Genomic DNA, 17,886 nt, shown 5'->3' on the forward strand with positions numbered 1-17,886 from the left:
GGGTTTTCCCGAGGCGCATGAAAAAACGGGCCGCCCCGAGGAGGAACGGCCCGTTTCGCGGGGTGCCAGCTGATGCCTGGCCCCGTCAGCGCTGATGAGTTACTCGGCCAGTTTCTTCCAGGTCTCGACCACGGAATCGGGGTTGAGCGAGAGCGAGGTGATGCCCTGCTCGACCAGCCACTTGGCGAAGTCGGGGTGGTCGCTGGGGCCCTGGCCACAGATGCCCACGTACTTGTTCTGCTTGCGGCAGGCCGTGATGGCGCGCGCCACCATGGCTTCCACGGCGGGGTCGCGCTCGTCGAAATCGGCGGCCAGCAGTTCCATGCCGGAGTCGCGGTCCAGGCCCAGGGTGAGCTGGGTCAGGTCGTTGGAGCCGATGGAGAAGCCGTCGAAGAACTCGAGGAACTCGTCGGCCAGGATGGCGTTGCTCGGCACCTCGCACATCATGACGATCTTCAGGCCGTTCTCGCCGCGCTTGAGCCCATGCTTGCCCAGCAGGTCGATCACCTTCTTGGCCTGGCCCAGGGTGCGCACGAAGGGCACCATGAGTTCGACGTTGGTCAGGCCCATCTCCTCGCGCACACGCTTCATGGCTTCGCATTCCATGGCGAAGGCGCCGGCAAAGTCGGCGCTCAGGTAACGCGCCGCACCGCGGAAGCCCAGCATGGGGTTCTCTTCCTCGGGTTCGTAGCGGCTGCCGCCGATGAGCTTGCGGTACTCGTTGCTCTTGAAGTCCGACAGGCGCACGATCACCGGCTTGGGCCAGAAGGCCGCGGCAATGGTGGCCACGCCCTCGGCGACCTTGTCCACGTAGAAAGCGCGCGGCGAGGCGTGGCCACGGGCCACGGACTCGACGGCCTTCTTGAGGTCGGCGTCGATGTTCGGGTACTCCAGAATGGCCTTGGGGTGCACGCCGATGTTGTTGTTGATGATGAACTCCAGGCGCGCCAGGCCCACGCCATGGTTGGGCAGCTGGGCGAAGTCGAAGGCCAGCTGCGGGTTGCCGATGTTCATGGTGATCTTGACGTCGATCTCGGGCATGGTGCCGCGCTGGACTTCGGTCACTTCCATCTCGAGCAGGCCGTCGTAGATATGGCCGGTGTCGCCCTCGGCGCAGCTGACCGTCACCAGGGTGCCGTCCTTGAGCGTCTCGGTGGCATCGCCGCAGCCGACCACGGCCGGGATGCCCAGTTCGCGCGCGATGATGGCCGCGTGGCAGGTGCGGCCACCGCGGTTGGTGACGATGGCGCTGGCGCGCTTCATCACCGGCTCCCAGTTGGGGTCGGTCATGTCGGTCACCAGCACGTCGCCGGGCTGGACCTTGTCCATCTCGCTGATGTTGTGCACCAGGCGCACCGGGCCGGTGCCGATCTTCTGGCCGATGGCGCGGCCTTCGGCCAGCACGGCACTCTGGCCCTTGAGCTTGTAACGCATCTCGGCGGTGCCAGCGGCCTGGCTCTTCACGGTCTCGGGGCGGGCCTGCAGGATATAGAGCTGGCCGTCGGTGCCGTCCTTGCCCCACTCGATGTCCATGGGGCGGCCGTAGTGCTGCTCGATCACCAGGGCGTATTTGGCCAGCTGCTCGACGTCGGCGTCGCTCAGGGAGTAGCGGTTGCGCTGCTCGGTGGGCACGTCGATGGTCTTGACCAGTTTGCCGCCGGCCTTCTTTTCCTCCGGGGTGGAGAAGACCATCTGGATCAGCTTGGAGCCCAGGTTGCGACGCACCACGGCGCGCTTGCCGGCCTTGAGCATGGGCTTGTGCACGTAGAACTCGTCGGGGTTCACGGCGCCCTGCACCACGGTCTCGCCCAGGCCGTAACTGGCGGTGATGAAGACCACGTCCTCGAAACCGGACTCCGTGTCGATGGTGAACATCACGCCGGCGGCGCCGAGATCCGAGCGCACCATGCGCTGCACGCCGGCCGACAGGGCCACATCGGCGTGGGCAAAACCCTTGTGCACGCGGTAGCTGATGGCGCGGTCGTTGTAGAGGGAGGCGAAGACCTCCTTCATCTTGTGCAGCACTTCATCGATGCCGTGCACGTTCAGGAAGGTCTCCTGCTGGCCGGCAAAGGAGGCGTCAGGCAGGTCTTCGGCGGTGGCCGAGGAACGCACGGCGAAGGTAGCCTGCGGGTTGCCGGCGGACAGCTTGGCGTAGTCCTCGCGGATGGCCTTTTCCAGGTCGGCCGGGAAAGGCTGGGCCTCGACCATGGCGCGGATCTCGGCGCCGACCGTGGCCAGGGCGCGCACGTCCTCGGTGTCCAGGGTGTCGAGCTTGGCGTTGATGCGGTCGGCCAGGCCGCCGTGCTTGAGAAACTCGCGGAAGGCGTGGGCCGTGGTGGCAAAGCCGGTGGGCACGCGCACGCCCTGGGGCAGCTGCGAGATCATTTCGCCGAGGCTGGCGTTCTTGCCGCCTACCGCCTCGACATCGGTCATTCTCAGGTTTTCAAACGGTACGACCAGGGCGGTCGGGCTGAAAAGTGCAGACATGGGAAAGCTCCAGAGTTTAAAAACCGGTTTGCGCCCGAGATCAGCACATGAGATGTGCTGACTGCGCCCATGCCAACGGCCAGCCTTTGCTCTTTTTCTGGTGGGGCGCTGCGTTGCATGGAAGAATCTATGGGTGGATGCGCGATTTTATTCCCCTCCGACGTAAATCATGCTGTTTTTGCATGTAACTCGATAACAATTTCCTGGCGCCAGCCTCTACACCATGCCCAATCGCACCGTTTTCTTCATTTCCGATGGCACCGGCATCACGGCCGAGACCTTTGGCAATGCCATCCTGGCCCAGTTCGAGGTCGACCTGCACCACGTGCGCCTGCCCTTCATCGATACCGTGGACAAGGCCCACCAGGCGGTGCGCCAGATCAACCACACGGCCGAAGTCGAAGGCAAAAAACCCATCGTCTTCACCACCCTGGCCAACGAGGAGGTGCACCAGATCATCAATGAGGGCTGCCAGGGCATGTTGCTGGACATGTTCGGCACCTTCGTGAACCCGCTGGAAGACGAGCTGGGCATCAAGTCGCACCACCGCATCGGCCGCTTCAGCGACGTGAGCAAGAGCCAGGCCTACCACGACCGCATCGAGGCCATCAACTTCTCGCTGGCGCACGACGACGGCCAGTCCAACCGCGACCTGGCCAGCTCCGACGTGATCCTGGTCGGCGTGAGCCGTAGCGGCAAGACACCGACTTCGCTTTACCTGGCCATGCAGTACGGCCTGAAGGCCTCCAACTACCCGCTGATCCCGGAAGATTTCGAGCGCCAGCACCTGCCGCCCGCCCTGGCCCCGCACAAGGCCAAGATCTTCGGCCTGACCATCAACCCGGATCGCCTGAGCGAGATTCGCAACGAGCGCCGACCCAACTCCAAGTACGCCTCGCTGGAGAACTGCCGCATGGAAGTGGCGGCCGCCGAATCCATGATGCGGCGCGCCGGCATCCGCTGGCTCTCGACGACGACCAAGTCGATCGAGGAGATCGCCACCACCATCCTGCAGGAGATCCGGCCCGAGCGGCTGAGCTACTGAGTCTCTGGACAGGACACCCAGACCGGCCACAGCGGTCGGTTTTTTTGCGTCTTTATACAGATGACAATAATAATGATTCGCATTTATGTATAATTTGTAAATCCTTTCCAGCAAGCCACGCCGCCGACCCGCCAGGTCCGGAACCGGTAGTAGCCAGCCATCTTCACCACCCACAAGAGGCGCTACCACCATGTCCCAACGGCAACCCCGCAACAAGAAAACCATCCCCGTGCGCCTGAAGCGCACCGCCCCCCAGCCGCTGGCCTGCGCCGCCCTGCTGCCCCTGGGCGCCATGCTGCTGGCCGGCTCCATGAGCGCCATGGCCCAGACGGGCGAACCGGACAGCAAGACGCTGGGCACGGTGGTCGTCAAGGAAAAGGCCGAAGCGCCCGAGGGCAAGGATGCGTATCGCGCCTCGGAAACCGGCATCGGCAAGGGGCGCCAGCAATTGCGCGATATCCCGCAGTCGGTCACCGTCGTGACGGAAAAACTGATCGACGACCGCAACCTCGACACCGTCAAGGAGGCCCTGAAAAACACCGCCGGCATCAGCTTCCTGGCGGCCGAGGGGGGCGAGGAAGACATCCGCCTGCGCGGCTTCTCGCTGCAGGGCACGGGCGACGTCTTCGTCGACGGCCTGCGCGATCCGGCTTTCTACGACCGCGACACCTTCAACCTCGACCGCCTGGAAGTGCTGCGCGGCTCGGCCTCCATGCTGTTCGGTCGCGGCTCCACCGGCGGCGCCGTCAACCAGGTCAACAAGGTGCCGCGCCTGATCGATGAACACCAGGTTGACGTCACCGTCGGCAATTACAACTACCGGCGCGTCGTCGGCGACTTCAACCTCAAGACCGACGACAGCGCCGCCCTGCGCCTGAACGTCATGGACACCCAGGCCGACAACAACGGGGCGGGCAGCAGCATCGACAAGCAGGGCATCGCCGGCACCTACCGCTGGGGCATCGGTGAGCGTGACGAATTCTCGGCCGGTTTCTACCACCTGGACAACAACAACGGCATGAACTACGGCATGCCCTGGATCCGCCCCTCAGCCAGCTCCCCGGCCTCGGATACCACCATGCTGCCCATTCCCTCCGACCGCTACTACGGCATGGCGAGCGACTACAACAAGGGCACGGCCAGCTACGCCACCCTCACGCACCTGCATCGCTTCGACGACGACAGCGAACTCAAGACGCAAGTGCGCAAGGGTGCCTACACCCGCGATCAGCGTGCCGGCACGGTCCGCTTTGCCAATGCCGCCAGCCAGCCGACCGGCGTTGCCGTCAGCCTGGACACCTTCGGACCGAACACCGTCCTGACCCGCGGCACCCAGCTCAAGATCCAGGACATGAACAACCTGCACGCGCAGAGCGACTACAGCACCAAGTTCGAAGCGCTGGGTTACCGGCATGAGCTGGTCACGGGCGTCGATGTGGCGGTGGAGAACCGCAGCGTGTACGGCGCCCGCACTGCGGCCCAGGGGGGTGTCACCCTGACCAAGCCCAACACCACCGTGGGCACGCCGGATGACGGCGCCAGCGTGGACGAGGGTTCGCGCATCCTGCGCAAGACCAACCGGTACGAAGCCACCGGCTGGGGCGCCTATGTGCAGGACCTGGTCCAGGTCGCCCCGAAGTGGAAGGCCCTGGCCGGTCTGCGCTACGACCATCTGGTGGGCAACTACGACGCCTACAGCATTCCCAACAACGCGGCCGGACCGGAAACGAAAAGCAGCTACCAGATGACCGTCTCCGCCTGGAGCGCGCGCCTGGGCGCCCTCTTCCAGCCCGATGCGCTGAGCTCCTACCACGTCTCCGCCGGCAATTCCTACAACGTGTCCGGCGAAGCCTACTCGCTGAGCCCCGGCAATACCGAGCTGCCACCCGAGGAGAGCTACAACTTCGAGGTCGGCGCCAGGCTGGATTCAGCCGACAAACGCTTCACCACCCGGCTGGCCGCCTTCCACACCGTCAAGCTGCTGGAGCGCAACACCGACCCGCTGGTGACGGGTGTGGTTGCCCTGTCGGGCCGGCGCCACGTCACGGGCCTGGAGATCGACGTGAGCGGCCGCCTTAGCCCGAAGTGGGAAGTGTTCGGCTCTTTCATGTGGCTGCCGGATGCCAATGTGGATGAAGCGGCGCCCTGCCCCGCCACGGGCGGATGCACCCAGTCCGGCGAACTGGCGGGCGCCCGGCCCTCGCTCACCCCGCTCTACTCCGGCACGCTGTGGAACACCTACCAGCTGACCCAGCCGCTGCGCCTGGGCGCCGGCATCAACTTCCGCGGCGAGCAGACCCCCAACCGCAACCCGGGCTGGAAAGTCCCGGGCTATGAAACCCTGGATCTGATGGCCGAGTACCGGTTCAGCGAGCGCTACACGCTGAAAGGCAACATCAACAACGCCACCGATGTGCGTTATGCCGACCAGCTCTACAGCGGCCACTACATCCCCGGGGCCGCCCGGACCCTCCAGCTCACGCTGTCCATCAAGATCTGACACGAACCCCGGCCGGCCCTGGCAAGGCCGGCCGCATTCCACCACCCACCATGCTGCTGCACATCCCCGACATCCTCAACACCCAGGAACTGCGGCGCGCCCGCGAACTGCTGGCCGGCGCGGCCTGGGACGACGGCAAGCAGAGTGCCGGTGTGCAGGCAGCGCAAGTTAAAAACAACGAGCAGCTCCCGCACGACTGCGAGGCGGCTCGCGAGATCCGCACCCTGGTGCTGCGCGGGCTGGACCGCAGCCCGGCCTTCTTCTCGGCTGCGCTGCCCAAAAAGGTGTTCACGCCACGCATCAACCGCTATGGCGGCAGCAGCAACCACTACGGCCGGCACATCGACAACGCCATCCGCGCGCTGCCCGACAGCGGCCAGCGCGTGCGCACCGACATTTCCTGCACGGTCTTCCTCGCCGAGCCCGACGAGTACGAAGGCGGCGAACTGTGCATCAGCGACACCTTTGGTGACCAGGCCGTCAAGCTGCCAGCCGGGCACATGGTGCTCTACCCCGGCACCAGCCTGCACGAGGTGCGGCCCGTCACGCGTGGCCAGCGCCTGGCCTGTTTTTTCTGGATCGAGAGCATGGTGCGCAGCGACGAGCAGCGACGCCTGCTCTACGAACTGGACATGAACCTGCTGCGCCTGCGCCAGCAGCACGGTGAGAACGCCGAGACCACGGCGCTGACCGGCACCTATCACAACCTCCTGCGCATGTGGTCCGACACATGAGCGCCCTTCCTGCACTGGCCAGCGTGCCCGCGGGCCTGGTCAACCTGGCCGACCACGAGGCACAGGCCCGCACGCGGCTGGACGGGAACGCCTGGGCCTATTTCAGCGGCGGTGCCGCCGACGAACTCACACTGGCGGCCAACCGCCACGGCTGGGATACGCTGCAGTTGCTGCCGCGCGTGCTGCAGCCCCTGAGCGGTGGCCACACCCGCGTGCAACTGCTGGGCCGCAACCTGGCCCACCCCATCCTGCTGGCACCGGTGGCCTTCCAGCGCATGGCGCATCCGGATGGCGAACTCGCCACGGCCCATGCGGCGGCCGCACTCGGTGCAGGCCTGGTGCTCAGCACGCAATCCAGCATCGCGCTGGAAACCGTGGCCCAGGCGGTGCTGGACGAGCCGGGGCGCGGCCCCTTGTGGTTCCAGCTTTACCTGCAGGAGGACCGGGCTTGCACGCTCGATCTGGTACAGCGCGCCGAGGCGGCAGGCTACGAGGCACTGGTCCTCACCGTGGATGCGCCCGTCCACGGCGCGCGTGACCGCGAACGGCGCGCCGGCTTCACCCTGCCGGTGGGGGTGCGGGCCGTCAACCTGGAGGGCTGGCCGCCGGCCTTCTTGCCCAAACTCCAGCCCGGACAGAGCGCCCTCTTCGACGGCTTGCTGCGCCGGGCCCCGACCTGGGACGATGTGAGCTGGCTGCAGACACAGACACGCCTGCCCATCCTGCTCAAGGGCGTGCTGCACCCCGAAGACGCGCGCCAGGCGGCTGGCCTGAACGTCGCCGGTCTCGTGATTTCGAACCATGGTGGCCGCACGCTGGACACCACGCCGGCCACCGCGGCCGTGCTGCCCCGGATCGCTGACGCGCTGGGCGGAGCCCTGCCCCTGCTGGTGGATGGTGGCATCCGGCGCGGCACCGATGTGCTCAAGGCCCTGGCCCTGGGTGCCTCGGCCGTGCTGGTCGGGCGACCCTATGTCTACGGCCTGGCCAACGCCGGCGCCATGGGTGTGGCCCATGTGCTGCGCCTGCTGCGCGACGAACTCGAAATCGCCATGGCCCTGTGTGGCTGCCGCGAACTGGCGCAGATCAGCCGGGATGTGCTGTGGGATCCCACTTTGTCAAAGAATTCGACAGCGTCACATCAATACGAATAATTCTCATTTATAATCTTTCCCATCATGTCCTTCCTGATGATCCTTCTGGGCAGCCTGGTGCTGGTGACACTGGCCAGTTGCTGGATCTTCCGGAAATAGAGACGCCGGCCCATCGGCCGCCCCCGACAATATGAGCCTGACCCTGCCCCACCCGCCCGCTGCCTACATGAACCGCCGCCTGCTCATTGCCACCAGCGTGGTCCTGCTGCACGTCGCCGTGCTGTGGGCGCTGCAGTCGGGCCTGATGCGCCGCGCGGTGGAGATCATCATCCCGGGCGAGATCCTCAGCGAGTTCATCAGCCAGCCCGCCCCGCCGGCGCCGCAGCCGCAGACACCGGTCGCCCCCAAGCCGCTGAAGCAGGAGGCCAGGCCCGAGCTCAAGGTGGCGCCAACGCCACCACTGCCCACACCCAGCCCCGAGCCGGCGCCCGTCATGGCCCCCGCGGCACCGGTCCCGGCGCCAGCAGCCCCGGAGGCCATCGCTGCCACCACCGTGGCCCCCGCGCCCGCCGCCCCGCCGGCACCGGCACGCATCGAGCTGCCCTCCAGCGATGCGGCCTACCTGAACAATCCCAAGCCGGCCTACCCGGCGCTGAGCCGGCGTCTGGGCGAACAGGGCAAGGTGGTGGTGCGCGTGCTGATCGGCGTCGACGGCACCGCCCAGCAGGCCGAGATCCGCAGCTCCAGCGGTTACGGCCGGCTGGACCAGGCGGCCCTGGCCACGGTGCGCAGCTGGCGCTACGTGCCGGGCAAACGCAACGGCATGGCCGAGGCCATGTGGTTCAACGTGCCCATCAATTTCGTGCTCGAATAATTTTTTCTTCCGGAGTCTTTTATGGAATCGCAATTCGGTCTGTACAACGTCTGGGCCCAGGGTGACTGGGTCACACGCGGCGTCGCCCTGCTGCTGCTGGGCATGTCCCTGGCTTCGTGGATGGTGATCGTGCTCAAGGCCTTGGACATCGTGCGCTACAAGAAGCTGGCCCGCCAGGCCGAGACCTTCTGGCACAGCGCCGACTTCGCCGAAGGCCTGACCAGGCTCGGCCCGCAGGAAGACAACCCCTTCCGCAATCTCGCCGAGGAGGGACGCGAGGCCGTGGCGCACCATCGCAACACCAAGGCGCACCTGCACGACAGCCTGGACGTGAGCGACTGGGTCACGCGCTGCCTGCGCAACAGCATGGACCACGCCACGGCACGCCTGCAGGGCGGCCTGGCCATCCTGGCCTCGGTGGGCTCCACCGCTCCCTTCGTCGGCCTGTTCGGCACTGTCTGGGGTATCTACCACGCCCTGCTGAGCATCGGCGTGGCCGGCCAGGCCACCATCGACAAGGTGGCCGGCCCGATCGGCGAGGCGCTGATCATGACGGCGCTGGGCCTGGCGGTGGCCATCCCCGCCGTGCTGGGCTACAACGCCCTGGTGCGCGGCAACAAGGCCATCCTGGGCACGCTGGGCAGCTTCGCCCATGACCTGCACGCCTACTTCGTCACCGGCGCGCGCGTGGGTGGCAGCGAAGCCAAGGTCGTGCCCATGAAGAAAGCCTGAAACCATGGCCTTCGGAACCCAGGACGACACCGACGAGGTGATGAACGAGATCAACATGACGCCGCTGGTCGACGTCATGCTGGTGCTGCTCATCATCTTCATCATCACCGTGCCGGTGATGAAACACGCGGTCAACGTGGACCTGCCGCAGGCCTCGAGCCAGCGCGAGGAGATCAAGCCCGAGACGCTGCGCCTGTCGGTCGATGCCGCCGGCGCCTACTATCTCAACGGCAACCCGGTCAGCGACGAAGCCCTGCCGGCCCTGCTGCAGGCCGAGGGCGCGCGTAGCCCCCAACCCGACCTGCACATCAATGGCGACAAGGCCGTGCGCTATGAACGCGTGGCCCAGGCCATGGCCATGGCGCACCAGGCCGGGCTGCGCAAGATCGGCTTCGTGTCCGAGCCCAAACGCTGAACCCGGCAAGCGGCATGAGTGCAACCGTCAACGCCCCCCGTCCCGGCGCACCCGACGTGTCCGCCAGCCAGGTCACGGACGGCCCCGGCGCCCCGGCAGCACGGCTGGCACCCGACACGCAGCTGGACAGCGCCGCCCTGCTGCGGGGGGGCAAGGCCGTCACGATCCACCACAACGGCGAGTTCTACCGCCTGCAGGCCACGCGCCAGGGCAAGCTGATCCTGACCAAATGAACAAGGGGCCCGATGGGCCCCTTGTGATTGATGGCGAGCGCCGTTTACAGGCCGATGGCGGCAATACCGGCACGCGCGATCTGCGCGTCTTCCACCGACTTCACGCCGCTGACGCCCACGGCGCCCAGGCACTGGCCGTCCTTCATGATCGGCACACCGCCTTCCAGCAGGCCGTCCAGGCCCGGGGCGCTGAGGAAGGACACACGGCCCCCGTTGATCATCTCTTCGTAGATGCGGCTTTCACGCCGGCCCATGGCCGCGGTGCGGGCCTTGGCCGGGGCGATCTGGGCGGAGATGGGGGCGGCACCGTCCAGGCGCTGCAGCCACAGCAGGTGGCCGCCGTCATCGACGATGGAGATGCTGACAGCCCAGCTGTTCTTGAGGGCTTCGGCCTCGGCGGCAGCGGCGATCTGCTTGATGTCGGCGAGCTGGAGGATGGATTTGGTTTGCATGGTGGGAAAGTGGCTAAAAAATGACAACGTGCAAGCATAGCCTCAGTTCTCCCCGCAGCCGCCCTGCGGCCCTGCAAAACTGCCATGACAAATACACAGGGTGTGTGGTGGATTGCAGCCGGTGGCTTGAATCCGCCTAGAATGACCGCAACTGGGCAACAGCTGTTCTCAGCTTGATAAGGAGATGAAGACATGAGCGAACAAGTTCAAACCTACGGGCAGACCGGCTATGGCCAGGTGTTGTCCGCCACCGAGCGCAACAAGGTGCTGCGCAATACCTACTGGCTGCTGGCCCTGAGCCTGCTGCCCACCGTGCTGGGCGCCTGGATCGGCGTGGCCACCGGCATCACCGCCTCCCTGACCGGCTTCGTCGGCCTGATCGTCTTCCTGGGCGGCGCCTTCGGCTTCATCTACGCCATCGAGAAGACCAAGAACTCGGCCGCCGGTGTGCCGGTGCTGCTGGGTTTCACCTTCTTCATGGGCCTGATGCTCTCGCGCCTGATCGCCATGGTGCTGGGCTTCAAGAACGGCTCCGACCTGGTGATGACCGCCTTCGCAGGCACCGCCGGCGTGTTTTTCGTCATGGCCAGCCTGGCCACGGTGATCAAGCGTGACCTCTCGGGCATGGGCAAGTGGCTGATGGTTGGTGCCATCGTGCTGCTGGTCGGCTCGGTCATCAACGTCTTCGTGGGTTCCAGCACCGGCATGATCGTGATCTCCATGCTGGCCATCGGCATCTTCAGCGCTTTCATGCTCTACGACATCAAGCGCATCATCGACGGCGGCGAGACCAACTACATCAGCGCCACCCTGGCCCTGTACCTGGACATCGTCAACGTGTTCCAGAGCCTGCTGGCCCTGCTGGGCATCTTCGGCGGCGAGCGCGAATAAGGGCAGAACTGCCCGGGAAAAAGGCCCTGCGGGGCCTTTTTTTCATCCCGCGGGCTATGCGACACTCAACCTGTCCCCTGAGATGCCGATAAGGTCAATAACGCCCTCCTGCCTACCCATGACGCTGCGCCTCCTGCTCATCCCCGCCCTTGCCCTGCTGCTGGCCGCCTGCGACATCCCCGGGCTGGGCCCGGACCCGCGCATCGCCCAGCGCGAGGCCGAGGCCAGGGCCATCGGCGGCGCCTGTCGTTACGCCCAACGCGGCATCGAGGAGTGCTACCAGCTCAATCCCAAGGCCCTGAAGACCGCCGTCTTCGATGGCTGGCGCGAGATGGACCAGTACATGCGGGACAACAAGCTCGAAGGCCAGCCCACGCCTGAGGCCAGGGAAGCGGCCGAAGCGCAGAAACCGGCTGCGGCCGAGAAAAAACCGGCCCCGGCAGCCAAGCCCGCCCCGGCCGACAAGAAAACCTCCTGATCCGCACGGGCTCCTCAGGCCCGTTCGAACACCGCCATGCTCTCGACGTGCGCGGTGTGCGGGAACATGTTGACCACCCCCGCCTGCGTGCAGCGATACCCCGCCTGGTGCACCAGCAGACCGGCGTCGCGCGCCAGCGTGGCCGGGTTGCAGCTCACGTAGACGATGCGCCGCGGCGGCGTCCAGCCCTGCGCCCCCGGCGTAGCCGGGTGGTTGGCGGGATCCACCTGCTGCTGGTGCAGGTCGGCCAGGGTCTTGGCCAGGGCGAAAGCGCCCTCGCGCGGCGGATCGACCAGCCACTTGTCGGCCACACCGTCCTGAATCAACAACTCGGGCGTCATCTCGAAAAGGTTGCGCGCCACAAAAGCGGTCGGCGCCAGGGCCTGTCCGGCGGGGCGAGTCACCTGGTTGCCGCGCAGGTTCTCGCGTGAGCGCGCCACCAGGGTCTCGCTGCCTTCGATGCCCAGCACCTCGCGCGCCTGGGTGGCGATGGGCAGGGTGAAGTTGCCCAGGCCACAGAACCAGTCGATCACCCGCTCGTCCTTCTGCGCATCCAGCAGGCGCAGCGCGCGCGAGACCAGCACGCGGTTGATGTGCGGATTGACCTGGGTGAAATCGGTCGGCTTGAAGGGCATGGTGATGCCGAACTCGGGCAGCGCGTAGCTCAGCGGCAGGGCATCCGGCGTGTCATCCAGCAGGTGCACGGTATCCGGCCCCTTGGGCTGCAACCACCACTGCACCTCCGGGTTCAGGACCGCAAAGGCACGCAGTTTCGCGAGATCCCCGGCGCTCAGGGGCTCCAGGTGCCGCAGCACCAGGGCCGTCACCGCATCACCGCAGGCCAGCTCGATCTGCGGACAGGTCTCGATGGCGTCGAGCGAACCGATCAGGGCGCGCAGCGGCATCAGCATGGCGCTCACATGGGGCGGCAGCACCGGGCAGACCTCCATGTCGGCCACGTAACGGCTCTTGCGCTCGTGGAAACCCACTAGCACCGTGCCCTTCTTGCGCACATGGCGCACCGACAGGCGCGCGCGGTAACGGTAACCCCAGGCCGGCCCCTCGATCGGGCGCAGCACGGTCTCGGCACGCACCTTGCCCAGATGCCAGAGGTTGTCCTCCAGCACACGCTGCTTCACCGCCACCTGGGCCGCCGGATGCAGATGCTGCATCTTGCAGCCACCGCAGGCACCGGCATGCAGGCCGAAATGCGGGCAGCCGGGCCGCACGCGCTGGGACGACTCCTGGTGGATGGCCGTGACCGTGGCCTGCTCCCAGTTGTTCTTCCTGCGGTTGACGCTGGCACTGACCACCTCGAAGGGCAGTGCGCCTTCGACAAACACCACCTTGCCGTCGGCCCGGTGGGCGATGCCCTGGGCCTCGATGTCGAGCGATTCGATACGGAGGCTGTCCGGTGGAAAAGTTGCGTTTTTATTGCTTTCTTCAGTCATGCCCCTATTGTCCCCGAGGTTAGACTGCCGGATCGGCAGCCTAAGACTGCCTCGTTTGTTTATCACCGGACATGGCCGCGGAGCAAGGTTGAAAAGCATCCAGAAACTTCCCTTGGTTTATCAGCTGCTGGGTGTGGCCTTGCTCTACGCCCTGCTGGCATGGCTGGCACTGAACCTCTTTTCGCCCGCGGGTGTCATCGGCGTCTTCTGGCCTGCCAGCGGCTGGGCGCTGGCATCCCTGTTGCTGGGCGGGCGTCGCCTGGCCTGGGGCATTTTTGCCGGTGCCCTGCTTTCCGAATTCCTGCTGGGCCTGACCGTACCTGCTGCCCTGACCACCGCCGGCGGCGCAACGGCGGGTGCGCTGCTGGCCCACTGGCTGCTATCGCGCGATGCCAGATTCAACCCGGGGCTGCAGAGCATTGGTGATTTTTCCCGTCTGATCCTCTGGGCCGCCATTCCGGCCGGCCTGCTCAGCGCCCTCGTGGGCGTCGGCAGCCTGACGCTCACTGGCGGCCTGGCCTCAGACGACTTCGGCAGGAACATGGTGCAGTGGGTGATCGGGGATGCGCTGGGCATCCTTTTGATCACCTCCCTGATCCTCATCTGGCGACAGGTGCCCGAGCAGCTGAAGGATCGCCAGCGCTGGACCGAAGCGGCCCTCATCCTCGGCCTGACCCTGCTCATAGGTCAGATCGTGCTCCAGGGATGGCTGTCGGAAGCGCTGGCCGGTTATATGCCCAAGGGCTACTGGCTGCTACCCTTGGCCTTCTGGGCCGCCACCCGCCTGGGCCCGCATGGGGCGATCATCGTCCTGTGCATCATCGCCGCACAAACGATGCACGGCATCCATGACAACACCGGCTTCATGGCCCATCCGAACGTCGAGACCCGCCTGCTCGACGGCTGGTTCTTTGTCACCCTGAGCTGGCTGATGATCATGTTTCTGGCCTTGCGCATCAAGGGCTACCGGAACGCAGAAGCCGACCTGCGCATCGCCGCCACCGCCTTCGAATGCCAGGAGGGCATGATCGTCACCGACGCCCAGATGCGCATCCTGCGCACCAACAAGAGCTTCACGCAAATCATGGGCTATACCAACGAGGAGGTGGTGGGCCAGCCCACCACTTTCATGCGCTCCGACCGCCATCCGGCCAGCTTTTACGAGAATGCATGGCGCACCGGGCGAGACCACGGGGTCTGGAATGACGAGGTCTGGCACCGACGCAAGAACGGCGAGGTTTTCCCCCAATGGCTGACCTGTACAGCCGTGAAGAACGAAGACGGGGTCATCACCAACTACGTCGTCACCCACACGGACATCACCCTCCAGAAGCAGCAGGAGGCCAAACGCCTGGCCGATGAAACCGCCCACCGCAACGCGCTGGTGCGCGAAGTTCACCATCGCATCAAGAACAACCTGCAGGGCATTTCCGGCTTGCTGCGCCTGTTTGCGCAGGAAAACCCGCAGACAACCGAAGCCATCAACCAGGTCATGAGCCAGATCCGCAGCATCGCCGTGCTGCATGGCCTGCAGGGCCACGCCTCCCTGGACACCGTGCGCCTGTGCGAATTGACCAGCGCCATCGCCACCGATGTCCAGTCCGTCTGGCAAACCCCCATTGCCGTGGACATCCCTGCCCTCTGGACGCCCGGCATCATTGCCGAAAAAGAGGCCGTCCCGATCGCCCTGGTGCTCAACGAACTGCTGGTCAACGCTGTCAAGCATGGTGGCAAGGCCCATGGCCACGTCAGCGTGACGCTGCGAAAAGGCGAAGATCCGGAGACTATCCAGGTCAGCATCCGCAACTCAGGCCACTTGCGGACCAACACCGATCGCCCGACCGCACAACACAACGGCCTGCAACTGGTGGCCTCGCTGATGCCGCGCGAGGGCGCCAGGTTGACCCGGGAACAGCGGGACAACGAGGTTCTCACCCGGCTGGAGATCTCCCCCCGGTACTGCACCTGGAAAAGGCTCCGGCATGAAGACACCGGACAAGCCAGCGCCTATCCATCTCCTGCTGGTTGACGATGACCGGCTCGTGATTGCAACGCTGAGCACAGGCCTGCAGCATGCGGGCTACCGCGTCAGCACGGCTGAATCCTCCGAAGAAGCCGAAGTGCTGCTGGCCAGCGGCGTGCGCCCCGACCTGGCCATTGTGGACATCCGCATGAGCGGTCAGGACGGCCTGCACCTGGCCCGGCGCCTGAGCGAGCTCGACCACATTCCCTTCCTCATGCTCAGCGCCTACAGCGAGCAGCACATGATCGGCCAGGCCAGCCAGCACGGCGCCCTGGCCTACCTGGTGAAGCCGCTGGACACGTCGCAGCTCGTGCCGGCGATCGAGGCGGCACTCGCGCGCGCCAATGAACTGCAGGGCCTGCGGGAAACGCGGGCCCAGTTGCAGGCCGCATTGGACGCCGAGCGCGACATCAGCGTGGCGACCGGCATCACCATGGTGCAGCACCATCTCAATCGCCAGGACGCCTTCGAGCTGCTGCGCAAGATGGCACGCACCCAGCGCCGCAAGCTGGCCGATCTGGCGGCCGAGATCATCCGTGGTTAATAAACACGGAATCGGGGCGCTGACATCGTTTCTGATTGATACCGATCAAGGTATCGTGTTATAAAAACTGTCAGGACTGGCCATGCGAATGGCCGTCCCTTCATGAGGCCCTGACCCTGCCTTGTTGAAACGCCACCGGCGCCCAGCGCGCAATGGCGTTTCAGCTCCCAGGAATCAGTTCGAGGGACCTCATGCGCACGAACCTACCGGTTACCCAGCGGGAATATGAATTCTCCAGCAGTGAAACGCTGCTGTCCGCCACCGACACCTCCAGCCACATCAAGTACGCCAACGCGGCCTTCATCCGCACCAGCGGCTACCGCGTCGATGAGCTGATCGGCCAGCCCCACAACCTGGTTCGTCATCCCGATATGCCGGCTGCGGCTTTCGCCGACATGTGGCGCACCCTCAAGGAAGGCCAGTCCTGGACCGCCCTGGTCAAGAACCGGCGCAAGGATGGCGACCACTACTGGGTCCGTGCCAACGCCGCGCCCATGCGCCGCAACGGCGAGGTGGTGGGCTACCTGTCGGTACGCACCAAGCCAGGTCGGGAGGAGATACAGGCCGCCGAGGACTTGTACCGGCGCTTTCGCGAGGGCAAGGCCGCCGGTCTGGCCTTCCATCGCGGCCTGGTGGTGCGCACCGGCTGGCTGCGCTGGATGAGCACCTTGCAACTGCTGCCAACCGCCTGGCGCGTGCGCCTGCCGCTGCTGGTGCTGGCCGCCCTCTTGGGAGCTGGCCTGGCGGCAAGCGGCCAGCCCGGCCTGGCCGGCATCCTCGCCGTGGGCCTGCTGCTGGCCGATCTGTTCATCGAGGCGCAGGTCACCGGCCCGCTGGCGCGCGTGCGCTGCACGGCCCAGCAGGTGGCCAGCGGGGAGGCGGCCAGCGACCTGAGCCTGGACCGCTGTGACGATATCGGCCTGCTGGCGCGCGCCATCACCCAGGCCGGGCTGAACCTGCAGTCGCTGGTGTCCGACGTCAACGAGCAGGTCTCCGGCCTGCATGTGGCCAGCCAGGAAATCGCCACCGCCAACAACGACCTGTCCAGTCGCACCGAACAAACCGCTTCCAGCCTGGAAGAGACGGCCGCGGCCATGGAAGAGCAGACCGCCACCGTGCGACAGAACTCGGACACCGCCCAGCAGGCCAGCCAGCTCGCCGGCGCCACCAGCGAGGCCGCCAGCCGTGGCGGCGAGGCGGTGGCCAACATCGTCTCCACCATGTCGCTCATCTCGGATTCGAGCCGCCGCATCGCCGACATCATCGGCGTCATCGACGGCATTGCCTTCCAGACCAACATCCTCGCACTGAACGCTGCGGTGGAAGCGGCACGCGCCGGGGAACAGGGGCGCGGCTTTGCCGTCGTGGCCAGCGAGGTGCGATCGCTGGCCGGGCGCAGCGCCGAGGCCGCCAAGGAGATCAAGGGCCTGATCGCCGACTCGGTCGGCAAGGTCGACACGGGCTCGCGCCAGGTGGCCCAGGCCGGTCAGACCATGACGGAAGTGGTGAGCCAGGTACGGCGCGTCAACGACCTGATCGCGGAAATCACCTCGGCGTCCAAGGAACAGGCCATCGGCATCGCGCAGGTGGGACAGGCCGTATCACAGCTGGACGAGATGACGCAGCAGAACGCCGCCATGGTGGAACAAAGCAGTGCCGCGGCCGGCAGCATGCGCGAACAGGCCCAGCGCCTGATGGAAGCCATCCGCGTCTTCTCCGTCTGAACCGCGCGCCGTGGACACCCCCTCCTCCATTCCGCCGCAGAAGCTGGCCGAAATGATCGAGGCCATGCAGATGGCGCGCGACGAGCTGATCAAGGCGTCCCTGCTGCTGCGTGACCACCTGGACGAAACGGATGAAGCGGGCCGGGAACAGGCCCGCCGCATCGCAGAGGCACTGATAGCGCAATCCAGGAACAACTGAAATCACC

General features: G+C 65.9%; 17 protein-coding genes. 14 read left to right on the forward strand and 3 right to left on the reverse strand.

The window, feature by feature from the left end; all coding sequences use genetic code 11:
- Positions 1–99: 99 nt before the first annotated feature.
- Positions 100–2,490: a phosphoenolpyruvate synthase gene (gene ppsA, locus HTY51_RS09150; RefSeq protein WP_174252455.1), complete on the reverse strand. Its 2,391-nt coding sequence runs from the start codon at positions 2,488–2,490 to the stop codon at positions 100–102.
- Positions 2,491–2,713: 223 nt separating this feature from the next.
- On the opposite strand from ppsA, the gene HTY51_RS09155 reads away from it, so the two are divergent.
- The 8 genes from HTY51_RS09155 (at position 2,714) to HTY51_RS09190 (ending at position 10,117) form a co-directional block, all read left to right on the forward strand.
- Positions 2,714–3,535, forward strand: coding sequence for a pyruvate, water dikinase regulatory protein (locus HTY51_RS09155; RefSeq protein WP_174252456.1), 822 nt, complete (start codon positions 2,714–2,716; stop codon positions 3,533–3,535).
- A 190-nt stretch (positions 3,536–3,725) separates the two neighbouring features.
- On the forward strand, positions 3,726–6,035 hold the full coding sequence (locus HTY51_RS09160) for a TonB-dependent siderophore receptor (RefSeq protein ID WP_174252457.1): 2,310 nt from the start codon (positions 3,726–3,728) through the stop codon (positions 6,033–6,035).
- A 50-nt stretch (positions 6,036–6,085) separates the two neighbouring features.
- The gene (locus HTY51_RS09165) at positions 6,086–6,769 is read left to right on the forward strand and encodes a Fe2+-dependent dioxygenase (protein ID WP_174252458.1); all 684 of its coding nucleotides are present in this window, start codon (positions 6,086–6,088) and stop codon (positions 6,767–6,769) included.
- Positions 6,766–7,923 carry an alpha-hydroxy acid oxidase gene (locus HTY51_RS09170; protein ID WP_174252459.1) on the forward strand — a complete coding sequence of 386 codons (1,158 nt, stop codon included), beginning with the start codon at positions 6,766–6,768 and terminating at the stop codon, positions 7,921–7,923. Before HTY51_RS09165 ends, HTY51_RS09170 begins: the two co-directional genes overlap by 4 nt.
- Before the next feature lie 130 nt (positions 7,924–8,053).
- The gene (locus HTY51_RS09175; protein WP_254606844.1) at positions 8,054–8,737 is read left to right on the forward strand and encodes an energy transducer TonB; all 684 of its coding nucleotides are present in this window, start codon (positions 8,054–8,056) and stop codon (positions 8,735–8,737) included.
- Positions 8,738–8,758: 21 nt separating this feature from the next.
- Complete coding sequence (locus HTY51_RS09180) at positions 8,759–9,469, forward strand: MotA/TolQ/ExbB proton channel family protein (protein WP_174252460.1); 711 nt, start codon at positions 8,759–8,761, stop codon at positions 9,467–9,469.
- Positions 9,470–9,473: 4 nt separating this feature from the next.
- The gene (locus HTY51_RS09185; protein WP_174252461.1) at positions 9,474–9,884 is read left to right on the forward strand and encodes a biopolymer transporter ExbD; all 411 of its coding nucleotides are present in this window, start codon (positions 9,474–9,476) and stop codon (positions 9,882–9,884) included.
- A gap of 14 nt (positions 9,885–9,898) precedes the next feature.
- Positions 9,899–10,117, forward strand: coding sequence for a hemin uptake protein HemP (locus tag HTY51_RS09190; protein WP_174252462.1), 219 nt, complete (start codon positions 9,899–9,901; stop codon positions 10,115–10,117).
- 44 nt (positions 10,118–10,161) lie between these two features.
- Here HTY51_RS09190 and HTY51_RS09195 read toward each other — a convergent pair whose 3' ends face one another.
- Positions 10,162–10,569 carry a heme-binding protein gene (locus HTY51_RS09195; protein ID WP_174252463.1) on the reverse strand — a complete coding sequence of 136 codons (408 nt, stop codon included), beginning with the start codon at positions 10,567–10,569 and terminating at the stop codon, positions 10,162–10,164.
- A 192-nt stretch (positions 10,570–10,761) separates the two neighbouring features.
- Here HTY51_RS09195 and HTY51_RS09200 point away from each other — a divergent pair, with 192 nt between their 5' ends.
- Positions 10,762–11,460, forward strand: a complete 699-nt coding sequence (locus HTY51_RS09200; RefSeq protein ID WP_174252464.1) for a Bax inhibitor-1/YccA family protein — start codon at positions 10,762–10,764, stop codon at positions 11,458–11,460.
- 118 nt (positions 11,461–11,578) lie between these two features.
- Positions 11,579–11,938 (forward strand): hypothetical protein, encoded by a 360-nt coding sequence (locus tag HTY51_RS09205; protein WP_174252465.1) that lies wholly within the window; start codon positions 11,579–11,581, stop codon positions 11,936–11,938.
- 14 nt (positions 11,939–11,952) lie between these two features.
- On the opposite strand, the gene rlmD is transcribed toward HTY51_RS09205, so the two are convergent.
- Positions 11,953–13,389 carry a 23S rRNA (uracil(1939)-C(5))-methyltransferase RlmD gene (gene rlmD / locus HTY51_RS09210; protein WP_174252466.1) on the reverse strand — a complete coding sequence of 479 codons (1,437 nt, stop codon included), beginning with the start codon at positions 13,387–13,389 and terminating at the stop codon, positions 11,953–11,955.
- Positions 13,390–13,501: 112 nt separating this feature from the next.
- Between rlmD and HTY51_RS09215 the strand changes: the two genes are divergently transcribed.
- The 4 genes from HTY51_RS09215 to HTY51_RS09230 all read left to right on the forward strand — a co-directional run bounded on the left by HTY51_RS09215 (position 13,502) and on the right by HTY51_RS09230 (position 17,879).
- Complete coding sequence (locus tag HTY51_RS09215) at positions 13,502–15,418, forward strand: MASE1 domain-containing protein (RefSeq protein ID WP_174252467.1); 1,917 nt, start codon at positions 13,502–13,504, stop codon at positions 15,416–15,418.
- Positions 15,372–15,956, forward strand: a complete 585-nt coding sequence (locus tag HTY51_RS09220; protein WP_174252468.1) for an ANTAR domain-containing response regulator — start codon at positions 15,372–15,374, stop codon at positions 15,954–15,956. The genes HTY51_RS09215 and HTY51_RS09220 overlap by 47 nt, the downstream gene beginning before the upstream one ends.
- Before the next feature lie 191 nt (positions 15,957–16,147).
- The gene (locus tag HTY51_RS09225; protein ID WP_174252469.1) at positions 16,148–17,680 is read left to right on the forward strand and encodes a PAS domain-containing methyl-accepting chemotaxis protein; all 1,533 of its coding nucleotides are present in this window, start codon (positions 16,148–16,150) and stop codon (positions 17,678–17,680) included.
- Between the two features lie 10 nt (positions 17,681–17,690).
- Entirely contained in the window at positions 17,691–17,879 is a 189-nt protein-coding gene (locus HTY51_RS09230) for a hypothetical protein (protein ID WP_174252470.1), read from the forward strand.
- Positions 17,880–17,886: the final 7 nt, after the last annotated feature.

Source organism: Rhodoferax sp. BAB1, from assembly GCF_013334205.1.
GTDB lineage: Bacteria > Pseudomonadota > Gammaproteobacteria > Burkholderiales > Burkholderiaceae_C > Hylemonella.

What these genes read in the sequence shown, in the direction of transcription:
- ppsA (WP_174252455.1), bottom strand. Translation starts at nt 2,490, where the DNA reads ATGTCTGCACTTTTCAGCCCGACCGCCCTGGTCGTACCGTTTGAAAAC.
- HTY51_RS09155 (WP_174252456.1), top strand. Translation starts at nt 2,714, where the DNA reads ATGCCCAATCGCACCGTTTTCTTCATTTCCGATGGCACCGGCATCACG.
- HTY51_RS09160 (WP_174252457.1), top strand. Translation starts at nt 3,726, where the DNA reads ATGTCCCAACGGCAACCCCGCAACAAGAAAACCATCCCCGTGCGCCTG.
- HTY51_RS09165 (WP_174252458.1), top strand. Translation starts at nt 6,086, where the DNA reads ATGCTGCTGCACATCCCCGACATCCTCAACACCCAGGAACTGCGGCGC.
- HTY51_RS09170 (WP_174252459.1), top strand. Translation starts at nt 6,766, where the DNA reads ATGAGCGCCCTTCCTGCACTGGCCAGCGTGCCCGCGGGCCTGGTCAAC.
- HTY51_RS09175 (WP_254606844.1), top strand. Translation starts at nt 8,054, where the DNA reads ATGAGCCTGACCCTGCCCCACCCGCCCGCTGCCTACATGAACCGCCGC.
- HTY51_RS09180 (WP_174252460.1), top strand. Translation starts at nt 8,759, where the DNA reads ATGGAATCGCAATTCGGTCTGTACAACGTCTGGGCCCAGGGTGACTGG.
- HTY51_RS09185 (WP_174252461.1), top strand. Translation starts at nt 9,474, where the DNA reads ATGGCCTTCGGAACCCAGGACGACACCGACGAGGTGATGAACGAGATC.
- HTY51_RS09190 (WP_174252462.1), top strand. Translation starts at nt 9,899, where the DNA reads ATGAGTGCAACCGTCAACGCCCCCCGTCCCGGCGCACCCGACGTGTCC.
- HTY51_RS09195 (WP_174252463.1), bottom strand. Translation starts at nt 10,569, where the DNA reads ATGCAAACCAAATCCATCCTCCAGCTCGCCGACATCAAGCAGATCGCC.
- HTY51_RS09200 (WP_174252464.1), top strand. Translation starts at nt 10,762, where the DNA reads ATGAGCGAACAAGTTCAAACCTACGGGCAGACCGGCTATGGCCAGGTG.
- HTY51_RS09205 (WP_174252465.1), top strand. Translation starts at nt 11,579, where the DNA reads ATGACGCTGCGCCTCCTGCTCATCCCCGCCCTTGCCCTGCTGCTGGCC.
- rlmD (WP_174252466.1), bottom strand. Translation starts at nt 13,389, where the DNA reads ATGACTGAAGAAAGCAATAAAAACGCAACTTTTCCACCGGACAGCCTC.
- HTY51_RS09220 (WP_174252468.1), top strand. Translation starts at nt 15,372, where the DNA reads ATGAAGACACCGGACAAGCCAGCGCCTATCCATCTCCTGCTGGTTGAC.
- HTY51_RS09225 (WP_174252469.1), top strand. Translation starts at nt 16,148, where the DNA reads ATGCGCACGAACCTACCGGTTACCCAGCGGGAATATGAATTCTCCAGC.